Origin of the sequence: Variovorax sp. 350MFTsu5.1, from assembly GCF_048302515.1 — a bacterium.
GTDB lineage: Bacteria > Pseudomonadota > Gammaproteobacteria > Burkholderiales > Burkholderiaceae_C > Variovorax > Variovorax guangxiensis.
This window is the reverse complement of sequence record NZ_CP157620.1, coordinates 1,520,742-1,545,378: the sequence shown is the minus strand read 5'-3', so window position 1 is coordinate 1,545,378 and position 24,637 is coordinate 1,520,742. Positions and strand designations below refer to the sequence as shown.

18 protein-coding genes are annotated in these 24,637 nt (G+C 68.5%); 7 read left to right on the top strand and 11 right to left on the bottom strand.

What is annotated here, in order from left to right:
* The first annotated feature begins 16 nt into the window (after positions 1–16).
* The 7 genes from ABL843_RS06660 to ABL843_RS06630 all read left to right on the top strand — a co-directional run bounded on the left by ABL843_RS06660 (position 17) and on the right by ABL843_RS06630 (position 13,710).
* On the top strand, positions 17–868 hold the full coding sequence (locus ABL843_RS06660) for an SDR family NAD(P)-dependent oxidoreductase (protein WP_418120443.1): 852 nt from the start codon (positions 17–19) through the stop codon (positions 866–868).
* 149 nt (positions 869–1,017) lie between these two features.
* Entirely contained in the window at positions 1,018–2,166 is a 1,149-nt protein-coding gene (locus ABL843_RS06655) for a diguanylate cyclase domain-containing protein (protein WP_418119369.1), read from the top strand.
* A 208-nt stretch (positions 2,167–2,374) separates the two neighbouring features.
* The gene (locus ABL843_RS06650; protein ID WP_418119368.1) at positions 2,375–6,526 is read left to right on the top strand and encodes a DUF4132 domain-containing protein; all 4,152 of its coding nucleotides are present in this window, start codon (positions 2,375–2,377) and stop codon (positions 6,524–6,526) included.
* Positions 6,527–6,534: 8 nt separating this feature from the next.
* Positions 6,535–7,674 carry an ATP-binding protein gene (locus ABL843_RS06645; protein WP_418119367.1) on the top strand — a complete coding sequence of 380 codons (1,140 nt, stop codon included), beginning with the start codon at positions 6,535–6,537 and terminating at the stop codon, positions 7,672–7,674.
* Positions 7,675–7,952: 278 nt separating this feature from the next.
* Positions 7,953–10,424, top strand: coding sequence for a DUF5682 family protein (locus ABL843_RS06640; RefSeq protein ID WP_418119366.1), 2,472 nt, complete (start codon positions 7,953–7,955; stop codon positions 10,422–10,424).
* Entirely contained in the window at positions 10,421–11,545 is a 1,125-nt protein-coding gene (locus ABL843_RS06635) for a VWA domain-containing protein (RefSeq protein WP_184635141.1), read from the top strand. The genes ABL843_RS06640 and ABL843_RS06635 overlap by 4 nt, the downstream gene beginning before the upstream one ends.
* A complete protein-coding gene (locus ABL843_RS06630) occupies positions 11,542–13,710 on the top strand; it encodes an SWIM zinc finger family protein (protein WP_418119365.1) in 2,169 nt (722 codons plus the stop codon). The genes ABL843_RS06635 and ABL843_RS06630 overlap by 4 nt, the downstream gene beginning before the upstream one ends.
* A gap of 83 nt (positions 13,711–13,793) precedes the next feature.
* On the opposite strand, the gene ABL843_RS06625 is transcribed toward ABL843_RS06630, so the two are convergent.
* From ABL843_RS06625 to gspG, 11 genes are read right to left on the bottom strand one after another with little or no spacing between them, the layout of a single operon-like run.
* Complete coding sequence (locus ABL843_RS06625; RefSeq protein ID WP_418119364.1) at positions 13,794–14,699, bottom strand: rhodanese-like domain-containing protein; 906 nt, start codon at positions 14,697–14,699, stop codon at positions 13,794–13,796.
* A gap of 17 nt (positions 14,700–14,716) precedes the next feature.
* Positions 14,717–15,439 (bottom strand): hypothetical protein, encoded by a 723-nt coding sequence (locus tag ABL843_RS06620; protein ID WP_418119363.1) that lies wholly within the window; start codon positions 15,437–15,439, stop codon positions 14,717–14,719.
* Positions 15,426–15,818, bottom strand: a complete 393-nt coding sequence (locus ABL843_RS06615; RefSeq protein WP_418119362.1) for a type II secretion system protein — start codon at positions 15,816–15,818, stop codon at positions 15,426–15,428. The genes ABL843_RS06620 and ABL843_RS06615 overlap by 14 nt, the downstream gene beginning before the upstream one ends.
* A gap of 8 nt (positions 15,819–15,826) precedes the next feature.
* A complete protein-coding gene (locus ABL843_RS06610) occupies positions 15,827–16,261 on the bottom strand; it encodes a type IV pilin protein (protein WP_418119361.1) in 435 nt (144 codons plus the stop codon).
* A 40-nt stretch (positions 16,262–16,301) separates the two neighbouring features.
* Positions 16,302–18,719, bottom strand: coding sequence for a secretin N-terminal domain-containing protein (locus tag ABL843_RS06605; protein WP_418119360.1), 2,418 nt, complete (start codon positions 18,717–18,719; stop codon positions 16,302–16,304).
* Positions 18,716–19,246 (bottom strand): hypothetical protein, encoded by a 531-nt coding sequence (locus ABL843_RS06600; protein WP_418119359.1) that lies wholly within the window; start codon positions 19,244–19,246, stop codon positions 18,716–18,718. Before ABL843_RS06600 ends, ABL843_RS06605 begins: the two co-directional genes overlap by 4 nt.
* Positions 19,243–19,866 carry a hypothetical protein gene (locus tag ABL843_RS06595; protein WP_418119358.1) on the bottom strand — a complete coding sequence of 208 codons (624 nt, stop codon included), beginning with the start codon at positions 19,864–19,866 and terminating at the stop codon, positions 19,243–19,245. The genes ABL843_RS06600 and ABL843_RS06595 overlap by 4 nt, the downstream gene beginning before the upstream one ends.
* A gap of 5 nt (positions 19,867–19,871) precedes the next feature.
* On the bottom strand, positions 19,872–21,362 hold the full coding sequence (locus ABL843_RS06590; RefSeq protein WP_418119357.1) for a hypothetical protein: 1,491 nt from the start codon (positions 21,360–21,362) through the stop codon (positions 19,872–19,874).
* Between the two features lie 10 nt (positions 21,363–21,372).
* Positions 21,373–22,968: a GspE/PulE family protein gene (locus tag ABL843_RS06585; protein ID WP_418119356.1), complete on the bottom strand. Its 1,596-nt coding sequence runs from the start codon at positions 22,966–22,968 to the stop codon at positions 21,373–21,375.
* Positions 22,965–24,194, bottom strand: coding sequence for a type II secretion system F family protein (locus tag ABL843_RS06580; RefSeq protein ID WP_418119355.1), 1,230 nt, complete (start codon positions 24,192–24,194; stop codon positions 22,965–22,967). Before ABL843_RS06580 ends, ABL843_RS06585 begins: the two co-directional genes overlap by 4 nt.
* A 12-nt stretch (positions 24,195–24,206) precedes the next feature.
* Positions 24,207–24,590 (bottom strand): type II secretion system major pseudopilin GspG, encoded by a 384-nt coding sequence (gspG, locus tag ABL843_RS06575; protein ID WP_418119354.1) that lies wholly within the window; start codon positions 24,588–24,590, stop codon positions 24,207–24,209.
* Positions 24,591–24,637: the final 47 nt, after the last annotated feature.

Sequence of the window (24,637 nt, the reverse complement as noted above, 5' to 3'; positions counted from 1 at the left end):
CTTCAAGGAGAACGACATGCAGACCACAGACACCCGGCCGCCGCCTCGCCTCGACACGCGCCCCCTTGCCGTGGTGACCGGCGCCTCCTCCGGCATCGGCTTCCAGCTCGCGCTGCTCGCGGCGCGCAGGGGCTACGACCTTCTGATCGGCGCCGACGAGCCGCTGTCGCAGGCCGAGACCGAGCTGCGCATGCTCGGGGCCAACGTGTTCTCGGTGCGCGCCGACTTCGCCACCCGCGACGGCGTGGACACGCTGCTGGCCGCCACCGAAGGCCGCCGCGTGGACGCGCTGTTCGCCAACGCCGGGCACGGGCTGGGCCACGGCTTCCTGGACCAGGATTTCCATGACGTGCAGCACGTCATCAACACCAACATCACCGGCACCATCTACCTCGTGCAATGCGTGGGCCGCGGCATGCGCGAAGCGGGCTGGGGCCGCATCCTCATCACCGGTTCCATCGCGGGTTTCCAGCCGGGCAGCTTCCAGGCGGTCTACAACGGCAGCAAGGCCTTCATCGATTCCTTCGCGATGGCGCTGCGCAACGAGCTCAAGGGCACGGGCGTGTCGGTCACCTGCCTGATGCCGGGCGTGACCGACACCCACTTCTTCGCGCGCGCCGACATGCTCGACACGCGCGTCGGCCGGCAAAGCGACAAGGCCGACCCGGCCGAGGTAGCACGCATCGGTTTCGACGCGATGATGCGCGGCGAAAGCGGCGTGATCGCCGGCTGGCGCAACAAGATGCAGGTGGCGCTGTCGCGCGTGATGCCGGCGCCGCGCCTCGCCGAACAGCACCGGCGGATCGCCGAACCCGGCAGCGGCGAAGTGCACCAGCAGCAACAGCAGCACGCCCGGCCCTTCGTCTGAGCTGACTCCCTTTCCTGCGTGCCCGCGCGCAGGGCTTGCGCGGGCGCTGCCGGCCCCGGCTACGATCGGCGACTTTCTTCCGACTTTCTGCCTGAAGCCGACCGGATGCCGCCCAGCCCTCGCCCCGTTGCAGCCAACCCCCATCGCCCATGCAAACCGGCATGAGCCTCGGCCTGCTGGCCGGCCTCATGGTCTGCGGCCTCGTGCTGCTGCTGGTGTCCGGCAACGCGCGCATGCATGGCTGGTACGTGCTGGCCTGCGGCTTTGCGCTGGCGGGCTTCGCGGGGCTGGACCGCATCGCACCCGGCAGTTCCCTCGCGCACTGGGCCGCGTCGGCGCTGACGCTGTGGGCCGCCTGCCGTGTGGCGTTCGCGCGGCAGCTGCTGCGGCTGAACCGGCTTGCGCCGCGTCTGGATCGCATCGCGCTCGGGCTGCTCGCCGCGCTGGCCGCGGCGACGATTCATGCCGCCATCGACACCCGCCTGCCCTGGATATTGCGCGTGCTGCAGGCGCTGGTGGCGGCCTCCACCGTGCTCCTCGCGGTTGGCGCGCTGACGGTGCGCCGCCGCATGCCATGGCCCGCATTGCTCTTCTGCGTGGGCGCCGTGCTGATGCTCGCAGGCGTCTCGGCCGCGCATCTCCCCGCCTGGGGCGCGCAGCCGTGGACGCCGGGCCACGCGAGCCTTGCGCAGGCCGCGGTGATCGCCGAACTCGCGCTGCTGGCCCTGGCCGCCGCCGCGCGCATCCGCGATGAAAGGGCGCTGGAGGCACGCGCACAGGCCCTGATGGCCGCTCCCGGCATCGACGCGCTCACCGGCGCCGCCAGCGAAGCCGGCTTCGAGCTGCGCGGCGAGGAATGGCTGCGCGAGGACCGCAGCTTCTCGCTGATGCTGATCGGCCTGAACGGCTTCGACGCCGTGTACGAACGGCATGGGCAGGCGGGCGGCGACGCGGTGCTGGCCGCCATCGCGCAGCGCCTGCGCGAGCAGGTGCGCGCGGACGACATGGTGGCCCGGCTCGGCCCCGACAGCTTCGCGATCCTGCTGGTCGGCATGCCGCCGCGGCAGAAGCTCGCCGAGATGGCGATCCGCATCGAGACAGCCGGCGCGAGGCCGGTGGCCCACGAGGGCCGGCTGCTCGCGGGCGGTGAAATCAGCATGGGCATCGCCTGCCACCCCGGCGACGGCGACACGCTCGCCGGCCTGCTGGAAGCGGCCGAACGCGCGCTGGCGCACTGCAACCGGCAGCGCATGGGGCCTGCCTATGTCTTCGCGAACGAGCTCGGGCGCGCCTCCTGAATAGTTTCTTCGTAACTGCCACGCACCGGCCGGTGCGGAAAGCGAAATCTTCTTGCCGACAGGCACCGCGCGACGGCCGAGCCTTCACGCGGGCCCCTTATCCTCGGCGGCGACCCAGCGGAAGGAACTGCCCGCGCGCCCGGCAACAAGGGCCCGGGGCCGCCGTCTCCGACCGCTCATCATCGATTCACAGGAGGACGTTTTTTCCATGCGCCGTTTTGAACTGATCGAGGGAACCGCCAGCAAATTCTGGGAGATCGAGCAGGCAGACACCGAGCTCAACATCCGCTGGGGCCGCATCGGCACCGCGGGCCAGAGCCAGACCAAGTCGTTCGCCGACGCCGCCAAGGCGGCAACCGCGCTGACCAAGCTGGTGAACGAGAAGACCGGCAAGGGCTACAGCGAAGTCGGCGTGGCCGCAGACGCGGCCATCGGCAAGACCGAGGCGAAGCCCAAGGCCGAGGCGGCGCCGAAGGCGGAAGCGGCAGCACCAGCAGCGGCGGCAGCGCAGGAGCCGGTGACGGCAGCCCCCACCGAGAGCATCGACGCGCAAGCCGACCGTGTCTTCGAAGCCGTGCGTGCACAACTGGAGGCCGACCAGCTCAAGCCGACGGATGCCATCTCGGCGGCGGTGCTCAAGCGCCAGCACGGCGTAAGCGAACAGGGCGCGGCGCTCGCGTTCAAGCGGCTGAAGGACCAGGGCCTGCTCTCCGGCTGGGGCACCACCGCCACGCCGGGCAAGCGCGCCAGGGAAATCGCCCGCCAGCTCGCAGCAGCGGCCGCATCCGGCGGCACCGGGGCACCGGCCGCCCTGCCCTCCTCCGATGCGGCAGCCGGCACCGACACCCCGCCCTGGCTGGCCGCCGGCACGCCGGTGCGCTTCACGCCCGAGATGCGGCGCGTGGCCTTCGCATCGCGCCGCTTTCCGCAGCCGGTGGAAAGCCGTGGCGTGACGGCCGCGTGGTTCCTGGCGCAGCGCAAGCTGGAAGGCTCGATCGACCTCGACGGCACCGACGCGGCGCTGCGTCCCGCGGCGCAGCGCGTGGTCGAGCGCGTGGGTGCGCCGGCCGCCGGCTCGGCGCCCGGCCCCGACACCGAAGCCGACGCGCTGATGCTCGCGCTCGCGCTGAGCACCTCCGGCTACTACGGCGAGAGCGAACCGGCCGAGGCCATCGTCGACTACCTGGTCGCGCAGTACGGCCTGGCCGATGCCACCGGCGTCATGCTCGACGCGCAGCGCGTGCAGGTCGAGACCGACTACAGCCACAGCACCAAGACCCGCAAGAGCCGCTTCACCAGCGTCGTGACCCGCCCGATGAGCAACGGCTGGCGCGGCCCGCTGGGCCAGGGCGAGCAGGCCATGCGGCGCCAGCTGGCCGCGGCCCCGCAGGAGGCCTGGCAGGAAGCCCGCGACCGGATCGAGGCGGCCCTGCCGCAGCTGCACGCGAGCCGCCGGCCGATCATCGCGATGCTGCTGCCCGATGCGCCCGAGATCTCGAACGCGCTGGCGCACTCGCTCGCGGCCGAAAAAGACACGCCCGAGACGCTGCACTGGCTGGCGCTCACCGCCACCGAGCCCGCCGCGATCGCGCTGGCCGCGAAGACGCGCGTGGGCTACTCCACCGGCTTCTGGGGCCACGACAACATGGTCGCCACGCTAATCCAGGAACGCGGCATCGATGCGGTCGAAGGGCTGGAGCGTGGCGCGGCCAGCGACGAGGCCGGCGACGGGCTCGCCGCCATCGGCACGCCCGAGGCGGTGCAGGCGCTGGCGCGCGTGGCGGGCAGTTCCAAGGCGGCGCTCGCGCGCCTGGCGCTCTCGGTCGACCGCTGGCCGCAGGCGGCGCTGGTGGCGCTGTCGCGGCTGGTGGCCGCCGGCGGCAAGGACGCCAACCTCGTCACGCCCAGCCTCACGCGCCTGCTGCGCGCGCACGCGGGCTCGATCGACGCCCTGCGGCCCTGGCTCGATGCCGGCGCGCAGGCCGTCATCGACCGCCAGCTCGCGCTGCTGGCCGGCCCCGCCGAAGTGGCCGGCGCCGACGAGCTGCCGGGCGTGCTGGCCGCGCCGCCGTGGCTCGCCAAGGTGCAGAAGAAGGCGGCAGGCGCGCTGGTGCTGGAGCCGCTGGCGCTCGCGCCCGTGGAGCGCTGGGACGAGGCGGCGCGCGCGAACGCGCTGAGCGCCAATTCGTGGCAGAAGAGCCGCCATTCGAGCGCGCAGCAGGACGTGCGCGTGCTGCTCGAGGAGCTGGGCTTCGACCGCAGCAAGCAGCCGCTGCGCGGCCTGAACGAAGCGGCCGTGGCCGCGGTCGCCGCCGGCGATGCCGACGCGCTCATCGCCAGCTGGCGCGCGATGGTGGTCGAGCGCAAGAAGGAGCGCTACTACTGGTTCCGCTTCCAGTCGACCTACGCGGCGATGCTGCCGGCCGCCGTGGGCGTGCCGTTCTGGAACGCGATCGCCGGCGAGGCCGAGGACTACGGCATCGGCCACATCCTCGCGACGCACGGCCTGGCGGTGCTGCCGGGGCTGCTGTCGATGGTGCGCGCCAAGCCGGGCGAGAACCTCTCGTTCGCGCTCTACTACGGCACGCCCGAACTCGCGCTGCCCGCCGCGCGCGCCTTCGCCAAGCTCAAGACGCTGCGCGCCACGGGCCGCGAGTGGCTGCTCAAGTTCCCCGAGCACGCCGCCTGCGGGTTGATCGCGCCCGCGCTGGGCAAGGCCGGCGAGGCGCGCGACTGCGCCGGCTCGGCGCTGCGCCTGCTGCAGGCCAACGGCCACGAGGCGCTGCTGCTCGAAGTCGCCGGCCGCTACGGCAGGCCCGAGGTGGTGGAGGCGCTGCGCGCCGTGCTCGACGAGAGCCCGCTCGACCGCTTTCCCACCAAGCGCGCGAAGCTGCCCGAGTTCTGGCAGCCGCGCGGCTGGCGCCGCCCGGTACTGAAGAACGGCAAGGCGCTGCCCGACGACGCGCTGGAGCACCTGGGCCAGATGCTCACCTTCCCGACCAACGAAGAGGTCTACGGAGGCATCGCCGTGGTCAAGGAAGCCTGCGACGCCGCCTCGCTCGCCGACTTCGCGTGGGACGCCTTCACCGCCTGGCTGGAGGCCAGCGGCCCGAGCAAGGAGGGCTGGGCCCTCACCAGCCTGGGCCACCTGGGCAACGACGACACCGCGCGCAAGCTCACGCCCTTCATCCGCTCCTGGCCCGGCGAGGCTTCGCACGCGCGCGCCGTCACCGGCCTCGACGTGCTCGCCAACATCGGCAGCGACGTGGCGCTGATGCTGCTCAACGGCATCGCGCAGAAGGTCAAGTTCAAGGGCCTGCAGGACAAGGCGCGCGAGAAGATCGACGCCATCGCCGAGGCGCGCGGCCTGAGCACCGAGGAGCTCGAGGACCGGCTCGCGCCCGACCTCGGCCTCGACGAGCAGGGCACCATGCGGCTGGACTTCGGCCCCCGCGCCTTCAAGGTGGGCTTCGACGAGACGCTCAAGCCCTACGTGCGCGAGATCGGCGCCGACGGCGTGGCCGGCGCCCGCCTGCCCGACCTGCCCAAGCCCAAGAAGACCGACGACGCCGAGCTCGGCAAGGAAGCCGTCGAGCGCTTCAAGCTTCTCAAGAAGGACGCGCGCACCATCGCGAGCCAGCAGTTGCTGCGCCTCGAGGTCGCGATGTGCACCCGCCGCCGCTGGACACCCGAGGTGTTCCGCACCTTCCTGGTCGAGCATCCGCTGGTGCGCCACCTGGTGCAGCGCCTGATCTGGGGCGTGTACGAAGTGGCCGGCGGCGGCAGCTACGGCGGCACGCTCAAGGCCTGCTTCCGCGTGGCGGAGGATGGCAGCTACACCACGGCCGAGGACGACGGGTTCGAGCTGCCCACCGGCGAGAACATCCGCATCGGCGTGCCGCACGCGCTGGACCTCTCGGCCGCCGACGCCGCCGCCTTCGGCCAGGTGTTCGCCGACTACGAGCTGCTGCAGCCCTTCGCGCAGATCGGCCGCGACGTCTACACGCTCACCGACGAAGAAAAGGGCAGCAACAAGCTCGAACGCTGGAAGAGCGCCAAGGTGCCCACCGGCCGCGTGCTCGGCCTGGTCAACAAGGGCTGGCGCCGCGGCGAGGCGCAGGACGGCGGGGGCATCTGGTACTTCACCAAGCCGCTGGGCACCGACCGCGTGATCGAGCTGTACCTCGACCCGGGCATCATCGTCGGCATGGTCGACGAGTACCCCGAGCAGGAACTCGGCGAAGTGCAGGTCGGCAAGCCTTCGGGCTGGGGCAACATGCAGAACGCGGAGACGCTCGACCGGCTCGATCCGATCTCGGCGAGCGAACTCATTCGTGACATGGAGGGCCTTCGCGCCTGAACGACCAGATGGCCACCGCAAGCAAGACATCCAAAGACACCTCCGCTTCCGCCGCGCTGCAGCGCCCGCCGGCGGAAATCCTCTACGCCGACCAACTCGCCCGCCTGCGCGCGCAGGACAAGGACCCGCGCCCGCCGGGCTGGGCGCTGAGCCTGAAGGCCGCGCGCTCGTTCATCCTGGGCGACGCGGCGCTCGACATCGCACCGAAGATCGTCGCGCCTGTGGCCAGCATCGAGCGCATGCTGGTCACGCTGGCCACCGGGCGCGGGCTGATGCTGGTGGGCGAGCCGGGCACGGCGAAGTCGATGCTGTCGGAGCTGCTGGCCACGGCCATCTCGGGCATCTCGACGCTCACCATCCAGGGCGGCGCCTCGATCACCGAGGACCAGATCAAGTACGGCTGGAATTACGCGCTGCTCATCAACGAAGGGCCGAGCCCGCGCGCGATGGTGCCGGCGCCGCTGTACCTGGGCATGCAGCAGGGCCAGGTGGTGCGCTTCGAGGAAATCACGCGCGCGCCGCTGGAGGTGCAGGACTGCCTGCTGGGCATGCTCTCCGACCGCGTGATGGCGGTGCCCGAGCTCTCGGGCGAGCACGGCATGCTGTATGCGCGCGAGGGCTTCAACATCATCGCCACCGCCAACACGCGCGACCGGGGCGTGAACGAGATGAGCGCGGCGCTCAAGCGCCGCTTCGACTTCGAGACCGTGTTCCCCATCCTCGACTTCGACCGCGAACTGGCGCTGGTGCAGGAGTCGTCGGCTCGGCTGCTCGCGCAGAGCGGCATTCCGAAGACGGTGCCCGCGCCCGTGCTGGAGCTGCTGGTGTCCACCTTCCGCGACCTGCGCGGCGCGCCCGCGAAGGGCGATGGCGGCAATGGCGGCAGCGATGCAGCCATGGACCGGCTCACCGCCGTGATGTCCACCGCGGAAGCCGTGAACGTGGCGCACGCGGTGGGCGTGCGCGCATGGTTCCTCGAACAGCGCGAGGGCTCGCCGGCCGACCTGGTCGACTGCATCGCCGGCACGGTGGTGAAGGACAACGCGGACGACCGCGCGAAGCTGCGGCGCTACTTCGAGCAGAAGGCGGCGAAGCGCAGCGGCACCCACTGGCGCGCGTACTACGAAGCCCGCCACCGTCTCCCCTGATATATGAGCAAACCCCCAGGCTTCGCGCACTTCGTGTCGCTTCGCCACCCCCCTTTCAGGGGGCAACACCTGCGGCCCGGCAAAGCCGGTTCCGCGGTGTTCCGCGAAGGGCCCTCGCTTCGCTTGGCGCGTCATATGAGCAAACCCCCAGGCTCCGCGCACTTCGTGTCGCTTCGCCAACCCCCTTGCAGGGGGCAACACCAGCGGCCCGGCAAAGCCGGTTCCGCGGTGTTTCGCGAAGGGCCTTCGCTTCGCTTGGCGCTCCATCGATGACGAAGATGAGCGAATCACTTCACATCGTCGGGGTGCGCCACCACAGCCCCGCCTGCGCGCGGCTGGTGGCCGAGCGCATCCGCGCGCTGCGCCCCATGTACGTGCTCATCGAAGGCCCGGCCGACTTCAACGAGCGGCTCGACGAGCTCTACCTGCAGCACAGCCCGCCGGTGGCGATCTACAGCTATCTGTCGAGCGACCGCACGCACCGCGGCTCGTGGTCGCCCTTCGCCGAGCACTCGCCCGAATGGCAGGCGCTGCAGGTGGCGCGCGAGGTCGGATCGACCGTGCGCTTCATCGACCTGCCGGCCTGGCACGACGCCTTCTCGCGCATGGAGAACCGCTATGCCGACGTGGCCGACCACGAGCACGAGGAGCGCGCCGAAGCGTATGAGCGCGCGCTGACCGAGAAGCTCTCGGTGCAGGGCCGCGATGCGCTGTGGGACCACCTGTTCGAGGACGGCTGCGACGTGGCCGAACTCGCGCAGCGCCTTTCCACCTACTTCGACCACCTGCGCGGCCAGGACCCCGGCTCGCAGGGCAACAAGGCGCGCGAAACCATGATGGCGCGCTGGATCGCATGGGCGATGGCGCAGCCGGGCGAACCGGGCCGCGCGCAGGCGCTGGTGGTGTGCGGCGGCTATCACGCGCCGGCGCTCGCGCGGCTGTGGCAGGGCCTGCCCGCCACGCTTCCTGAGACGCCGCAGCCTTCGCCGGAGACCACCGACGAGGATGACGACGAGGCACAACCAGTCCAGCCAGCCAGCCCACAGGCACCGCTGCGCTTCGGCTCCTACCTCGTGCCCTACACCTTCAAGCGCCTCGACGCCTTCGCGGGCTATGCCTCGGGCATGCCGTCGCCCGCCTACTACCAGTGGGTGTGGGACCACGGCCCCGAGGGCGCTGCGCACCGCGCGCTGCAGCTGGTGATGCAGCGCCTGCGCGACAAGAAGCTGCCCGCCTCCACCGCCGACCTGATGGCCGTGCACCTGCGCGCCCAGGGGCTCGCGCGGCTGCGCGGACACGACAAGCCACTGCGCTCCGACTGGCTCGATGCGCTGGCCGGCGCGCTGGTCAAGGACGCGCTAGATGCGCCGCTGCCCTGGACCTATCGCGGCAAGATGCGTCCCGGCACCGACCCCGTGCTGGTGCAGGCCATGGACGTACTGGCCGGCGACATCGTCGGCCGCCTCGCGCCCGGCACGCCGCAGCCGCCGCTGGTGGCCGCCGTGCAGGCCGAGCTCGCGGCGCACGGCATCGCGCTGCGCGGCCAGCTCAAGCTCGATCTGCTCACCGAAACCGACCGCGCGAGGAGCCGCGTTCTGCATCGCCTCGCGATCCTGCGGCTGCCCGGCGTGCGGCGCGCGCAGGGGCCGAAGCTCGCGATGTCGGGCGAGCGCACCGAGCTGTGGTCGCTCTCGGAGCCGCTGGAGCAGCAGGCGGCGCTGATCGAGGCCGGCGCCTGGGGCGCGAGCCTGCACGATGCGGCGCGCGCCCGGCTCGAGGACGATCTGCGCCAGGCCCAGGGCCGCATCGGCCCGCTGGCCGAGGGCCTCAACCAGGCCGCGTGGGCGGGGCTTTCCGCGCTGAGCGACACGCTGCTGCGCGAGCTGCGCGGCGCGATCGCCGCCGAGCCGCGCTTCGAGGCGCTGGGCCCTGCCCTGTCGGTGCTGCACACGCTGCTGCGCCACGGCCAGATGCTGGGCATGGCCGACGCGCCGGTGCTGCGCGTGGTGATCGAGTCGGGCTTCGACCGCGCGCTGTGGCTGCTGGAGCCGCCTGCGGCCATCGCGCCGGCCGATATGCAGTCGCACCTCGAAGGGCATCTGGCACTGCGCCGCATCGTGGCCGACGTGCTGGCGCATGCGCAGGATCACGCGAACGACGAAGCGCAGCCGCTGCTCGACCTGGAGCCGGCCCGCGCACTCGCAGTGTGGCAGCGCAAGGCCGCCGACCCCGCCGCTTCCCCCCTGAGCCGAGGCGCTGCGCTGGGAGCGACGCTGAGCCTGGCAGGCCGCACCGACGACCCGCATGCGCAGGGCGAGAGCGGCGCGGCCGAGGCGATGCAGCTGCTGCAGTCGCTGCCCGCGCCGGTGCTCGGCGATGCACTCACCGGTCTGCTGGCGCTCGCGCGCGAGCAGCTCGCTTCGGAGCCCGCCTTCGTCGCCGGCATGGACCGCACCGTGCAGGCCCTGGACAACGCCGACTTCGTGCGCGCCATGCCCAGCCTGCGCGCCGCCTTCGCCTGGCTGCCGCCGCAGGAGCGCGGCCTGCTCGCCGACCAGGTGCTGGCGCTGCACGACGCCACGCACCTGTCGCGCCGCGCCCTCACCGCCCACCGCAGCGGCGAGGCACCGCCCGAGCAACTGGCCGAAGCCCGCCGGGTGGAGGACGCGGTGTTCGCGCGCCTGGCCGCCTGGGGCGTGACGCTGGAAGACGAAGAAGAAAAAGACACCGAGAAAGCGCCCCGCCCATGAGCCTCGACATTCCCGATCCGCTGCAGCGCTGGCGCCTGCTGCTGGGCGATCCGGCCGAATCGGCCTGCGGCGGACTGAGCGCCGAGGCGCAGGCCGCCGACGCCGCGCTCGACTGGCTCTACGGCCGCGACACCGACCGCGAAAGCCGCGGCGAACGCAGCGCGGGCCTGGGCCCGTCGTCGCTGAGCACGCCCGACTGGATCAACACCATCCACACGCTCTTTCCGAAGGAAGTGATCGAGCGCTTGGAGCAGGACGCCGTCGAGCGCTACGGCATCGACGAGGTGGTGACCAACCTCGAAGTGCTGGAGCGCATCGAGCCCTCCGAATCGCTGCTGCGCGCGGTGCTGCACACCAAGCACCTGATGAACCCCGAGGTGCTGGCCGCCGCGCGCAAGCTGGTGGCCGAGGTGGTGCGGCGCATCATGGAAAAGCTCGCCACCGAAGTGCGCCAGGCCTTCAGCGGCAGCCGCGACCGGCGCCGCCGCTCGCGCATGAAGGTGGCGCGCAACTTCGACTTCCGGCAGACGCTGGCCGCCAACCTGCACCGCTACGACCCGCAGCGCCGCAAGCTCTACGTGGAGCGGCCTGTGTTCATAAGCCGCACGAAGCGGCATGCGGAACCGTGGGACATCGTGCTGCTGATCGACCAGAGCGGCTCGATGGTCGACTCGGTGATCCACAGCGCGGTGATGGCCGCCTGCCTGTGGCAACTGCCCGGCATGCGCACGCGCCTCGTTGCCTTCGATACGGCGGTGGTCGACCTGACCGCCGACGTCTCCGATCCGGTGGAGTTGCTGATGAAGGTGCAGCTCGGCGGAGGCACCGACATCGCGAAGGCGGTGGCCTACGCGCAATCGCTGGTCGCCAACCCCTCGAAGAGCATCGTGGTGCTGGTGAGCGATTTCTACGAAGGCGGCAGCGAATACGAGCTTGTGCGGCGCGTGAAGGCGCTGGTCGAATCCGGCGCCAAGGTGCTCGGGCTGGCCGCGCTCGACTCCAACGCCGAGCCCAACTACGACCGCGAGATGGCGGCGCGGCTGGTGCGCGAAGGCGCGCAGATCGGCGCGATGACGCCGGGCCAGCTCGCCGGCTGGCTGGCCGAGAAGGTACAGGGATGAGCAGCGACATCGCATCGAGGGCCGACCTGCTCGAACTCACGCCAGAGGCGCTGACGGCGCTGGCCAACGCCGGCTTCGTCAAGCGCGCGCAGAAGGACGTGGCGGCCGGGCTGCTGCCCAAGCTCGAGACCGGCGCCGACGGCACAGTGCAGGCGCAGTTCGACGACGGCGTGCGCACCAGCCTGCCGCCGGGGCGCACGCTGCGCGACGCGCAGTGCAGCTGCCCTGCCAGCGGCATGTGCAGGCACAGGGTGATGCTGGTGCTGGCCTATCAGGCGCTGGCGAAAGCGGCGCCCGCGACGGGCGATGCATCGATCGCGTCCGTCGAAACTTCACCGCCCGAGCCCGACGCCGCCTGGAGCCCCGCGCAGTTCGACGATGCCGCGCTGGCCGCGAGCTTCGCGCCCTCGGTGCTCGACCAGGCCGTCAAGCTCGCCGCCGCGCGTCCCGTGGTCGGCGTGCAGGCCTGGCGCAGCGCGAGCGCGCCGCCGGTGGCGCGCCTGCCGATGTGCAGCGTGCGTTTCTTCTCGCGCAGTTCGCTGGTTCATGCGCGCTGCGACTGCAAGCAGGGCGGCGGCTGCGCGCACGTGGTGATCGCGCTGTGGGCGTTCCGGCAGGCCGGAGCGCTGGAGCCGGGCTCGGCGGAGGTGATGGTCGAGGTGCAGCCGGCCGCGTCGTCCGAAGAGGATTCGGTTGCATCGCCGGCGACCTCCGTGATGCAGGGCAAGACAGCCGTCGCGCTGCGCTCGGGCATCGACGCCCTGCTGCTGTCGCTCTGGCTCGACGGATCGAGCCAACCCGCGATGGCGCTGGCCGCCCGCTTCGAGGCCGTGCGCGAACAGGCACGCACGCTGGGCTGGAGCTGGGTGGACGACGCGCTCGACGAACTCTGGCAGCTCCTGCAGGCGCAACAGGCGCGCAGCAGCCGCTTCGAGCCGCTGCGGCTGCTGCGCGTGACGACCGAGCTGTGGGCGCGGCTGCGGGCGGCGGCGCACGCGGGCCGTCCGCCGGATGGCTCTTCTGCCCGGCCCGCGCTGCCGGCCAGCCAGATCCTCGGCATCGGTGTGAAAGGCGAAGTCGCGCTCGACCATCTGCGGCTGGTTTCGCTCGGCGCCGAGCTCTGGTCCGACGAGACGGCCGAAGGCGCGAGCATCCTCTTTGCCGACCCCGACACCCAGAACGTGACCGTGCTGGAGCGCCAGTGGTCACGCACGGCGGACGCCGCCGCCGGCGGCGCGGCGCCCAGCCTCATGAACCGGCGCGTCGCGGGCTTTCCGCTGCGGCAACTGGCGAGCGGACAGGTCATCACCAAGACCGCCACCCGGCGCGCGAACGGGCTGGTAGACATCACCGCCGGCGCCCGGCAGACCGGCGTGCTGCCGCTGTCGCCCAAGTCGTGGGACGACCTCGTCGCGCCGCTGCGGCAGCACAGCGTGGCCGCGCTGGTGGCGCACCTGCGCGAGGCGCAGCCGGATTTCGTGAAGCCCAGGCAGGCCGCGAGCGGCGCTTCGGCCGGCGCATCCGGCCAGTTGCACGTGGTGGCCTTCGAGCGCATGGAAGTGGCGTCGTGCCATTGGGATGCCGCGGCGCAGGTGCTACATGCGCGGCTAGGGCAGGCGCCGGAAACGGAAGATGAGGAGGACGCGGCGGACGACAACGCATCGTGGCTGCACCTGGCGTTGCCGCATCGCTCGGTGACCCCCGGTGCCGTCGACGCCCTGGCCCGCACCCTGGCCGGCGAGCACGGTGCATTGCGCGCGGTGGCGGGCACCGTGCACCTGCAGGGCGGCCAGGCTGTCATGCAGCCGCTGACCGTGCTCACCGACCAGCGCGCCGTGGTGCTGCAGGTAGAGACCGCCGCACCGCAGCCGCTGGGCCTGCAAAGCGACATCGAGGAGAAGCCCGCGCTGAACGCGCTGGCCGGCGACACGCTGGAACTGCTGTCCCTGTGGCTGCGCCAGGGCCTGCGGCACCAGAGCGGCGGCGCACTGTCGCGGGCGCAGGCGCAGGTGCTGCGGCTGAAGCAGGCCGGACTGGGGCGCAGCGCTGCGCTGCTGGGAACGGTGCTCGAGAACGTGCGCTCGGCGCAGCGGCTGGCGCTGGTGGGGCAACTGGCGATGCTGGGGTTGGCTATGCAGGGGGTGGCGCAGTCGGCGTCGGAGTAAAAAAAGCCGCTGCGCCGGATCGCAGGCGGCTGCCGGCCGGCGTTCCGACGCCCCTGATCCACGTACGCCGCTGCCTGGAAACCTCAGCCGCAGCGCGGCTGTTTCGGTCCGCGGGCATGCGCGGCCCACGCGGCCTCCTGCGAGCGCAGGAAGCCCTTCAATGCGGCAGCGCCGTCCGTGTACACCAGCAGCGGTGTGGGGGCCACCGCTTGGCTGTACTGGCGGAACATGGCTTCGGATAGCGCTCCGTCGAACACCACCGTCACGTTCGCCAACACTGACTTCTGCCCCTTGCGCCGCCGTTCCACGGCGCCGGCAACGGCTTGCGGAGCAGCATCGGCCACGCGAAGCGCAAGCGGCAGAAGCGCAGCCGACGCCGGGCTATTCACGGCGATCACCATGCCTTCGGGAAACAGGCTCTGCGCCCAAAGTTGGGCAGGGTCGAGCCGCGCAGCCTCGAATGCATCGGGCGCGCCAGACCCACTCATGGGCAACCCCTTTGCGATATAGCCGGCCATGCCGCCCATCAGCACCTGGACCGACTTGAATCCCTGCGCCCGCAATTGGCCACACGCTCCATAGAGTTCGCGATCGGACTTGCCGTCGCCCACCAGCAGCAAAGGCTTGTTGCGTAGGTATGTCTTGAGCCGGACGCTCGCCGCGTCCAAGCGAATGGCATTCGCGATCTGGAATTGCAGGAAGTCGCTCTCATGGCGCGTGTCGATGACAGTGGCGCCGCTCTGTTGCAAGAAGGCCCTTGCTCCGGAGGTCGGCAGCGCGCAGACGGACTCCAGGCCGTCGCCAACTCGCTCGCCGCCGGACTGCGTCGCGCCGGGCGGGCGCTCGATCTTGCACATCGACCCCGACTGAGGGATGTCCCGCAGGATAGGAGGCAGCCCGGAATCCGTCTGCGCGCTCGCAGACACACAGAGCAACATAGCCGACAGGGCACTGGAAAGCGACACGATGAGGGAAATTTTTCTATGCATGGATACCTTGGCTCGGTTCAAGGTAGTGGGGGCGCGAAGAGAGGCGTCATCGAAAAAGAGGGAAGCGACATGGCGGCGCTCGATCCGATCGCTTTGCCTTCGGGCGGCACAGGCATCTGGGCGAGTGGGCTGAAGATCCACTCGGCATAACTCTGCGCTCCCGTGAAGGCCTGCTCGTCGCTCTCGAAGCCAGCCTGTTTGATCGGCACAGCCGTCGAGAGCGAATGGATGCCCACGATGCGGCCCGACACCTGGACCAGCCCCCATTCGGCCTTACCTGTCATCGGGTCGACGAATATCTTGCGCAAGTGCCGCCGGATGCCTGGAAAGCGTTCGTCCTTCAACAAGTCTTCCAGACTGGAGGGATAGCCGCGCAGATCGTTCTGCGGCGGCAGCCCCGGTTGGCCACTCACGCCAGGAACATTCGCGCCGCCAGCCGCGGGTGACGAGCCTGAAACGGGTTGGCCCGTGTCCATCCCCCTGGACACGGGCGGGCCGCCCGCTGCACCAGTGCTCGGCAGGCGGGCCGCGTAGTAGCTCGCAAGCGCCGTGCGGAACTGTCGCCCGATGGCGAGCAGCTCCTTTTCGCGGTCGCGCTGACTCATGGTGGTCTGCACGTCGGCGGCGACGGTCATGCCGATGCTCATGAGCGCTATGAGCAACAGCATCCAGATATAGGAGAAGCCCCGCTGCCCGGATGCGAGCGTTTCAAGGGGGAGGCGGCTGTCAGAAGCCTTCATACAGACGGCCGTCCTTCGTGGCCCCAGGCGCTCCACTCTTGATGCCTGCGATCCCGGTTTCCTCGGTGTTCTGCGAAGGCAGCAAGATCCAACTGGTGCGCGACTCGGTCACCGGGTCCATGGGCACCGCATGCAGATATCGCTGCTCGACCAGTTCTTCGAGCGTCTTCGGCCAGCGCCCTTTGTCCGCATGGAACTTGTCCAGGATGATGCGCATCACGCGCAGGTTCTCCTGCAGCACCTGGTCCTTCGATTTGTCGATCGAGCCGAAATAGCGCGGTGCGGCAACGGTCAGCAAGAGTGCGACGATCGACAGCACCACGAGCAGTTCGATCAAGGTGAAGCCGGCCGGGCGCGCGGCCTTCTTCCCGGTAGACATACACATCGTCACCACAGCGCGTACTCCACCCCATTGAGGCCGGTCTTCTTCGATCTGGAATACACATCGAACACGTCGTCTCCTTCGGTCGGTGCGTCAGGTGGCGAGTTGTAGCTTCGCAAGCCCCAGGTCTGCGCAGCAGGTACCCGGGTGTCTGCGAAGGTCGGATCGCGCGGCAGCGACCGCAGGAAGTACAGCTTCTGCTGGTTCGGGCTGCGCTGGTCGGGCACGCCCTGCCAGAGTTCGTCAAGCGTCTTGGGAAAGCCGCTCTCGCCGAGCTTCATCTGGATGCGCCCATGGTCGGACGCGCGCTTGTAGGCGTCCAGTGCCTCGCGAATCTGCATCAGCGAGGCTCGCAGCTCCTGCTCCTTCTGGCGCTGCACGCTCACCTGGGCAAGCGGCACCGCCACAGTCGCCAGCACCGCCATGATGGCGAGTGTCACGAGCAACTCGACGAAAGTGAAGCCGCGCACATGAAGGACGCTACGGAACAATTTTGAACACCTGTTCCATCGGCACGGCCACCGGCGACGCCGCTGGCGGTTCCGGTGCCGCGGACAGCAGTTGGAGCTTGGCGGCGGCACTGGCCTTGACGGCTTTGAAAGTGAGCGTGGCCACGCTGCCGGTGCCGTTGATACCGGCCTCGCCGCCGGCCGGGTTCTCGCGCAAGGCCGCAATGAACACCTTGCCCTGCACACCGTCCACGCGCTGGTTGAAGATGCTCTTGCCGCCGGCTTGCCGGAAGAAGTCGCCCTCCTGCGCACTCACGACCTGCACCAGTTGTGGATCGAAGCCTACGAGCAGTGGCAGGCCGCGCAAGGCCTGTTGACTGTTGACGCGCAGCACCGCACTGAATTGCTCACCCACCTTCACTTGCGCGGGGCTCTGCCAGGTCAGGCTGACGGCGCCGGCTCCGGAGCCAGCTGCGGGCGGGCCTTGCTGCGCAGGCGCCGCTTTGTTTGGCGACGGCGACGCGGCGTTCACAGGCGCCACCGCGCTTGCCGCGGCCGAACCTGGCGCCACGATGCCAGCGCCCCCGCCAGCGGGAAGGGCTGCCGGCTGGTCCACAGCCTTCGATGCGCCGGGCACGCCGCTCATCAGCTGCAGCGGTCGCGCGCCGACACTACTTTCGGTACCGGAGTCAAATTCGGCTGACTGCAGATCAGGCCTGCGAATGGAACGCACCACGCGCGGCGTGATGGACAACAGGATTTCGCTGCGAAGCGTATCGTCCTTCTGGCTTCCGAACAGGCGCCCGGCCACCGGCATCTCGCCAAGGCCCGGAACCTTGTTGGAAGTAGAACGGTCTTCGTCGCTGATCAAACCCGCCAGGATCTGCGTCTCGCCATCCTTCAATCGCAACACGGTGCTCGCGCCTCGTGTCCCGATCTGATAGGCCTGCGAGCCCGACTTGCTGAGGATTTCCTTCACGAGGCTGGACACCTCGAGGTTGACCTTGATCGCCACCTCCTCGTCCAGATAGATGCTGGGCTCGACCTCCAGCTTGAGGCCCACGTCCAGGTAGTTGATCGATTCCGAAACGAAGCCGGTAACGTTCGATGTCGTCGTGATCACCGGTACCCGGTCGCCGATCAGAATCTTGGCCTTCTCCTTGTTGCGTACGCGAATCCTGGGGTTGGCAAGGATGCTCACGTCGCCGTCTTCCTTGCGCGCATTGGCCGTGACGCCGGGGGTTCCTCCTACCCTCAGCTTGCGGCGATTGAGATTCCCCAGATCGCTGAGCACCAGAGGCGCACCGTCAATCTGCAATGGAGACAACGACAACTGGCTGGGCCAATTGATGCCAAGCTCCAGAAGGCGTGAGCGCTTCATCTCGACCACCTCGACTTCGAGCATCACCTCCGGATCGCTCAGGTCCTGCAGGGCCACGATGCGTTCTGCCATCCGGATCGCATCAGGCGTGTCGCGCATGATGATCAGCCCCAGCCGTTCGTCGATCACCAGGTCCTTGGTCTTGACGATGGTCTTGATGGTGTTCGAGACAGCCTTCACATCGGCATTGGCGAGATAGAAAGTCCGCACCGACAGCGTCTGGTAGTCCTTCAGCTTCTGCGGCATGCTCGGATAGATCAGCACGGAGTTCTCGTTCAGGATCTTCTGCTCGAGTTGGTTCGTCACCATCAGCAGGCGCACTGCGTCCTCGATGGTGGTGTTGCGCGCCATGATGTTCGCCTTCAGGTCGGGACGAATGTCCTTGTCGAAGAAGAAATTCAAGCCCGACACCTTGGCGATCACGTCGAACACGGTCCTCAACGGCGCGTCGCGGAATTCGAGCGTGATGGTCTTGCGAAAGCTCTCAGCCAGCCTGGCCTCTGGCTTCGCCTGCTTGTTCTGGACTTCCTCGATGCGATCCTTCAGGTTCAGCGCTTCTTTCTGCCGTGGGTTCTCGGTCAAGACCGGGCGAAGCATGTCGAGCGCCGTGACAAGGTCCTCCGGCTTTCCTTTCTTCAAGAGCGCCTCGCATTCGACGACCACTAGCCGGTGCTTGCGCTCTACGACTAACAGTTCCAGACCCTGGCGTGCCATGGCGTTTTCTGGGTCGTAGGCCATGACCTGCCGGTACCACTTCTCCGCCTCGGTCAGCCGCCCATCGCGCCGGTTCACCTCGGCCGCGGTAAGGTATCGATTGACCAGGCTGGCGCGCGTGGTCGACAAGGCCACGCGGTATTCCGCATTCTTGGGATCGAGCTTGACCGCTTCTTCCAGCTTCGCGACCCCCTCTGCAGGGTTGTTGTCCGTGAGCAATCGGTTGGCTTCGCGAAAGGCGACCTGCCCCGCACAACCGGCCAGGACCAGGCAGGCTAGCAAGTAGGCTCCAACCACACGGATCCCGCGCTTCTTCGGGCGCGGGTGCAAGAACATCTTCATCTCGTCTTTCATTGGGAACTGGTCCACGGCAGGCTTTGCTTCTGCCCGAGCGGCAGGTAGGTCAACACGACCTGTCCGGTCTCTATGGCATCAACGCGCCATTCGGGGTTGATGTTTTCACCGGCCCACAGCACCACGCTGTCGCCATTGAATGTCGCGAACATGGCCGTCCTGTCGCCTTCCTGATAGCGACCCAGCAGTTGCAACGGCGCCGGCGGCGCCAGCGGTGCGGCGGATTCGGTCGCGGGCGGCGGCGAAGCTTCGACATTCGCGGGCGGTCGCTCCCAGCTCAGCGTGGCGAAAAGGTTCGATTCATCGCCATCCAGCTCATCGCGCGAGCGCAGTCCAAGCACATCTGTGGCACCTGCATGTCGCCGGCCTTCCTGCCGTACCTGCACTGGCATCGGGCGCGGCGTCGCGTCCGACACGACGGCCCGCTCGGCGGCTTGCACCACCGCCTCGTCCTTGGCCGGTGCGGAATAGACTGCGAGCAGCGTGGCCCCGAGGGCCAGTACCAACATCACCCTCCGCTGCGTCATGGCGAGCTTCCTTTCGATGTCTGCAGCGGCATCGAGGGCAGCTCGCCTGCAGGCTCTTGCACCCGTACACCGGACAGGCCGGGCAGACTGGTGATGAGAGTCCATTGCACGATCGCCTCGATCTGCTCGGCCTGGATACGTTCGCGCTTGAACTGCACCGACTCGAACACCAGACTGCGATTGACGGCCAGCGCGCGCTCGATGAAACGCTGGACCGCTGGCGCATCGCCCTTGATCGGCGTGGTCATCCGATAGCGCACGAACTGGCCGACCTCGTCGTTCTGTGCGCGGTATTCGCCGCGTGACAGCATCAGTCGTTCTTCCGCGCCCAGTTCAAACAGGTGCGCCAGCACCAAGGGAATGTCCTCGTGTGCAGGCAGCACCTGCTCGAACTTCTGAAGATTGGACAACTCGGCCACGGGGCGAGGCAACGATTCAATCGTTCGTGCCTCTGACTCCATGGTGCGCAAACCGAGGCGCTGCTCCCTGATCTGAGCCACGGCCGCAACGAGCCCACAGATCACGAGCAGCCCCAACAGGATCGCAATGCCGTCCGGCCCGGCCATGCGGTAGAGCCGCTGCGCGCGGCGTCGGCATTGCCACCAGCCGTCAGCCATCAAGCGTGTCAGTCCTTCCACGTGACCTCCACGGTGAAACGATATGTCGCCCGGGGGCCGCCCGACTGGCTGGCTGCGCTGTCGGGCATTTCGTGCTTGACGAGGTAGGCGTGATTGAGCGGCTTGCGGTCTGACAGGAAGGCGACATAGCGCGTCATATCGGTGCTCGTGGGTGCTTCAGCGTGGACCTTGAGCGTCGGGCGCGATACACGCGTATCCGAAGCCGCTGCGGCTTCAGCGCCACGCTCGCGCCCTGCCACAAGTTCGAGGCCTAGCAAGCCCACGCGAATGTCTCTCGGGGGCTGGAGCGCACGCAGCAGGCGCGGCAAGGGAATGTTGAGTTCGGAGACCACGGCATTGACCGCTGCGATCCGCTTGGCCTGCTCCCCCGATGGTGGCGGCGCTTCGAGCACGACGGCCGCACGCCGGGCTGCCGAGGCCGCATCGAGCGCTTCCTGCAACCGGGCTTCATTGCGCCAGAGTGCCATGCCTGACAAGCCGATGCCGCCGAGAACGCACGCGAGGGCGAGCAGCTTGACAAGGGATGGGCCGGCTGCGCGCGCCACCGCATCCAGCGCATGCACCCGCACGAGGTCGCGCCGGCCCTGAGGCATGACCCACCATGCGATCGGGCCGCTGACACCCGAGAGCGGATCGTTCGGTGCCAGGTCGATCACGGAAAACAACGTGGAAGCTTCGGGTGACGTCGGCGACGGCACGGCATGCCACCCCAGTCGCTGAACGATGGCTGCGATGGACATGGCTAACCCGCGCGTCGTGGGTGGCCCGGTTCCATCCGCTTGAAGCGCGGCATGCAGCGGACGGATCAATACTTCGTCGATGCATGCCGAGGTCCACTGACCCCGCACGAGGATCACCTGCCGTATCAATGCCTCGCCCGGCTCGCGGACGATTGGCTCCAGGATCGCAAGCAGGCGCTCGGAATGGGTCGGCGTCTGCCCCGGGGCATCGTTGCCGCGCCAAGCCAATGCGGACAAGGTGGTGATCGAGGAGGGGCGCGTCTTCAGTGCAGCGGCCAGCCGATCCAGGTGTTCGAGCAGTGCCGCCGGATAGCAGACCGCAAGCCGCGGCTGGCGAAGCGGAGCATCGTCCAGCAGCAGCAGATCGCCGGCGAGAACCTCATACCCTGCTTCGCGAAGTTCGCTGCGCGCGGCCACAACGCCGGTATCCGGCCGGTACTGCGCGGCATTCCAGGCTACAGGGGTACTGGGCACCCACTGGTCCGACACCAGCACACGAAGCTCTGCGCCGCGCCGCAACGCCGGCTCGGCCTGGCAAACGCGTCCGAGCGCTTCCATGGCCTGCGACACCGCTTCGGGCCACGCGTCGATCGGCACCGGCGGCGGACTGGCGTCGCCGGTAACCGGCTGTTCGTACGCTGCATCGGAGAGCATGCGCAACTCGGCGCCGCGCCGCAGAGACCAGGCCGCCTGCAGCCGCTGCGCACCGATGTAGAGGTAGAGAATAGGTCTTGGCATGGGCAAGCCCTCAACCCGCGACGCGCAAGACTTCGTCGAGCGTTGTTTCGCCGGAGGCCACCAGTTCGATCGCCATGTCGATCAGCGGCATCCAACCGGCTTGTCGTGCTTCGTCCTTGACGGCAGAGATCGAGGCTTGCGCGGCAATCAGCTCGCGCAGCCTGTCGTTCATCACCAGCACTTCAGCTACGGCCCGCCGCCCCTTGAATCCAGTGCCGCGGCAATGACCGCAGCCCTTGCCGGTCCGCATCGTCCAGGTGCGGATGGCGGCAGCATCGATGTGCAGGGCCTGCAAGAGCTCAGCTGCCGGCGCGATCTGTTCCGAACACAACGGGCAATTCACGCGCACGAGCCGCTGTGCCACGATGCCGTTGAGCGCCGCCGAAAAGCTGTAGGCATCCACCCCCATGTGCAGAAAGCGGCCGAGTACGTCGAACACGTTGTTGGCGTGGACTGTCGTGAACACCAGATGGCCGGTCAATGCGGCCTGCACGGCGATCTGCGCGGTCTCGTCGTCGCGGATCTCGCCGACCATGATCTTGTCGGGATCGTGGCGAAGAATGGAGCGCAGCCCGCGCGCAAAGGTCAGCCCCTTTTTTTCGTTCACCGGGATCTGCAGTACGCGAGGCAGGCGGTACTCGACCGGATCTTCGATGGTGATGATCTTGTCGCGGCCCGTGTGGATCTCCGTGATGGTTCCGTACAGCGTGGTCGTCTTGCCGGAGCCCGTCGGCCCAGTCACCAGCAGCATGCCGTGCGGCTTGCCGGCCAGTCGCCGGATCGATGCCTTGGTCTGCTCCCGCAGTCCGAGGCTTTCGAGCGTGAGGTTCTGTGCCTGCTCGGTCAGCGCCTTGCGGTCCAGCAGCCGCAGCACAGCGTCTTCGCCGAAGATGCTTGGCATCACGGACACCCGGAAATCGATGTCGCGATCGCGCACGCGCACCTTGAAGCGGCCGTCCTGTGGCACGCGGCGCTCGGCAATGTCGAGCTCCGCCATCACCTTGACGCGCTGGATCACCTGTTCGGCCATATCGGCGCCCGGCACTTCGGTGATGGAAACCAGCACCCCGTCGAGCCGGTACTGCACGCGCAGCCCCTTCGCATCGCATTCCAGATGGATGTCGCTCGCGTTGAGCTTCAGCGCGTCGTACAGCGTCGAGTTGACCAGCTTGATCACCGGGCTGGTCTCCTGCTGAATCGAAACCATGCTGATCAGCGCCGCCAGTTCACCGTCGCTGGCCTCTGTCTCCATCGGCTGGAATCCGTCCATCGCGCGCATCTGGCGCTCCTGCTGGGCAAGCAGGCCCTCGAAGTCCGCTGCATCGACGAGGCCCACCACCACGTCACGAATTCCCGCACGACGGCATTGGTTGAGGCCCCACGTCTCCGCAGCGGCGTCGCGGTGATCGGTCAACGCGAGATAGGCCCGGCTCGCTCCCGTCGGGTCGTCTGCGGAGGCCTGCAATACCGCGACCTTTCGTGCAACCGCATCGGTGTACCCGATGGCGTCCCAGCGCGCGCGCAGTTCACGCAGGCGTGCCATGTCCATCCATACCAGGCCAAGGGAACGGGCGAGTTCCGCGGAGTTGGGCTTATTGGCGCTCACTGCAGGCTCCCCGCGAGTTCGAAGATCGGCATGTACATCAGGACCACCACCAGGCCGATGACGAGGCCGATAGCCAGCATCAGCACCGGCTCCAGAAGCTTGGAGGTGGCGTCGAGCCAGCGGGCCATCTCCTCGTCATGAAAGTGCGCGGTGCGATCGAACATCGGCGCCAGCTGGCCCGAGCGTTCGCCCACCTGTACCAACGACCTGGCGACCGGCGTAGCCAGGCCGAATTGAACCAATGCCTGCGATACGCTGCCACCTTCTTCGATGCGCTCGCGCGCACCGGTCAGCGCCTTGCGTTGCGCCGCGCTCAGCAGGCCGCCCACCATGCCCATCGCATGCGGCAACGCAATGCCTGACGAAAGCAGCAGGCTCAGTGCGCGATAGAAGCGGCTCAGCCGGAACAGGTCAGCACGCGGAGCCAGACCCGGCAGCCGCAACACCAACTGGACCAGCTTCTGCCGCGTTGCGGTCTGGCGCAACTGCCACATGCCCAGCACGAGCACCGCTGCAAGCAGACCTACCGCAATCGCCGTATGGTCGTAGACCAGGTGGCCGATAGACAGCAGCACACCGGAAGCCCAGGGCATCGGCCGGCCGGAGTTTTCATAAACCGCTGCGAACCGCGGGACGACATAGCCCAGGAGAAACAGCGTGACGAACCCACCGACCGTGATCAGCAAGGCTGGATATATGGCCGCCGAAACAAGTTTCTTGCGCAGAACGTCGAACTGCTGCTGGTAGGCGATGAAACGCTCCATCGCTTCGGGCAGATTGCCGGTGCGCTCGCTGGAGCGAACCGTCGCTACATACACAGCCGGGAACTGGACAGGATGAGCCTCGAGCACATCAGAGAAGTTCCTGCCTTCATGCAAGCTCGTCTCTACTGCGGACAGCAGCGCGCGCATCGCTCCGTGCGATTTCTCGACCAGCGTATTCAGCGCCTCGCCGAGGTTCAAGCCGGCCTGCAGCAGAGAGTGCAATTCCTGGCTGAACAGCAGCAAGTCGAAGGCGCCGCCGCGCGCCGCCATGCCGACGCCCCGCCGGGGCCGCGCGTCGATTGGCAGCGCAGCGTCGACGGGGAACGCATCGACCTCGAGCACGCGCAGCCCCTCCCGGCGCGCCTGCCGGGTGGCCGCCGATGCGTCCATGCCGGCAAAGTGCATCCAAACGCTCTGCCCGTCGCGCCCCCTCACCCGGAGCCGTACGCCCGTCGCTGTCATCAGGTCACCATCTCAGTGAAAAGACACATCGGCGTTTTCTTTTTCGCCGCCCGCCTGCCCGTCCTTGCCATAGGAAAGCAGATCGAACTCTGCGGTTTGGCCCGGTGCACGGTAGATGTATTCCTTGCCCCACGGATCGGGCGGAATCTTTTTCTGCATGTAGGGACCGTTCCACTTCGCCTCTCCGCCCGGCTTGACCACCAGGGCCTGCAGGCCCTGCTCGGTGCTGGGGTAGCGGCCGGTGTCGAGGCGGTAGGCATCGAGCGCCTTGGCCAGCGCATCGATCTGCGCCTTGGCCGTGCTTTGCTCGGACTTGCCGATTTGAGAGAAGTAGCGCGGTCCGACGATGGCGGTAAGCAAGCCGATGATCACGATCACAACGAGCAATTCGAGCAATGTGAAGCCTCGCACGCCACGATAGGTAGACGCTTGAGTAGCGCACC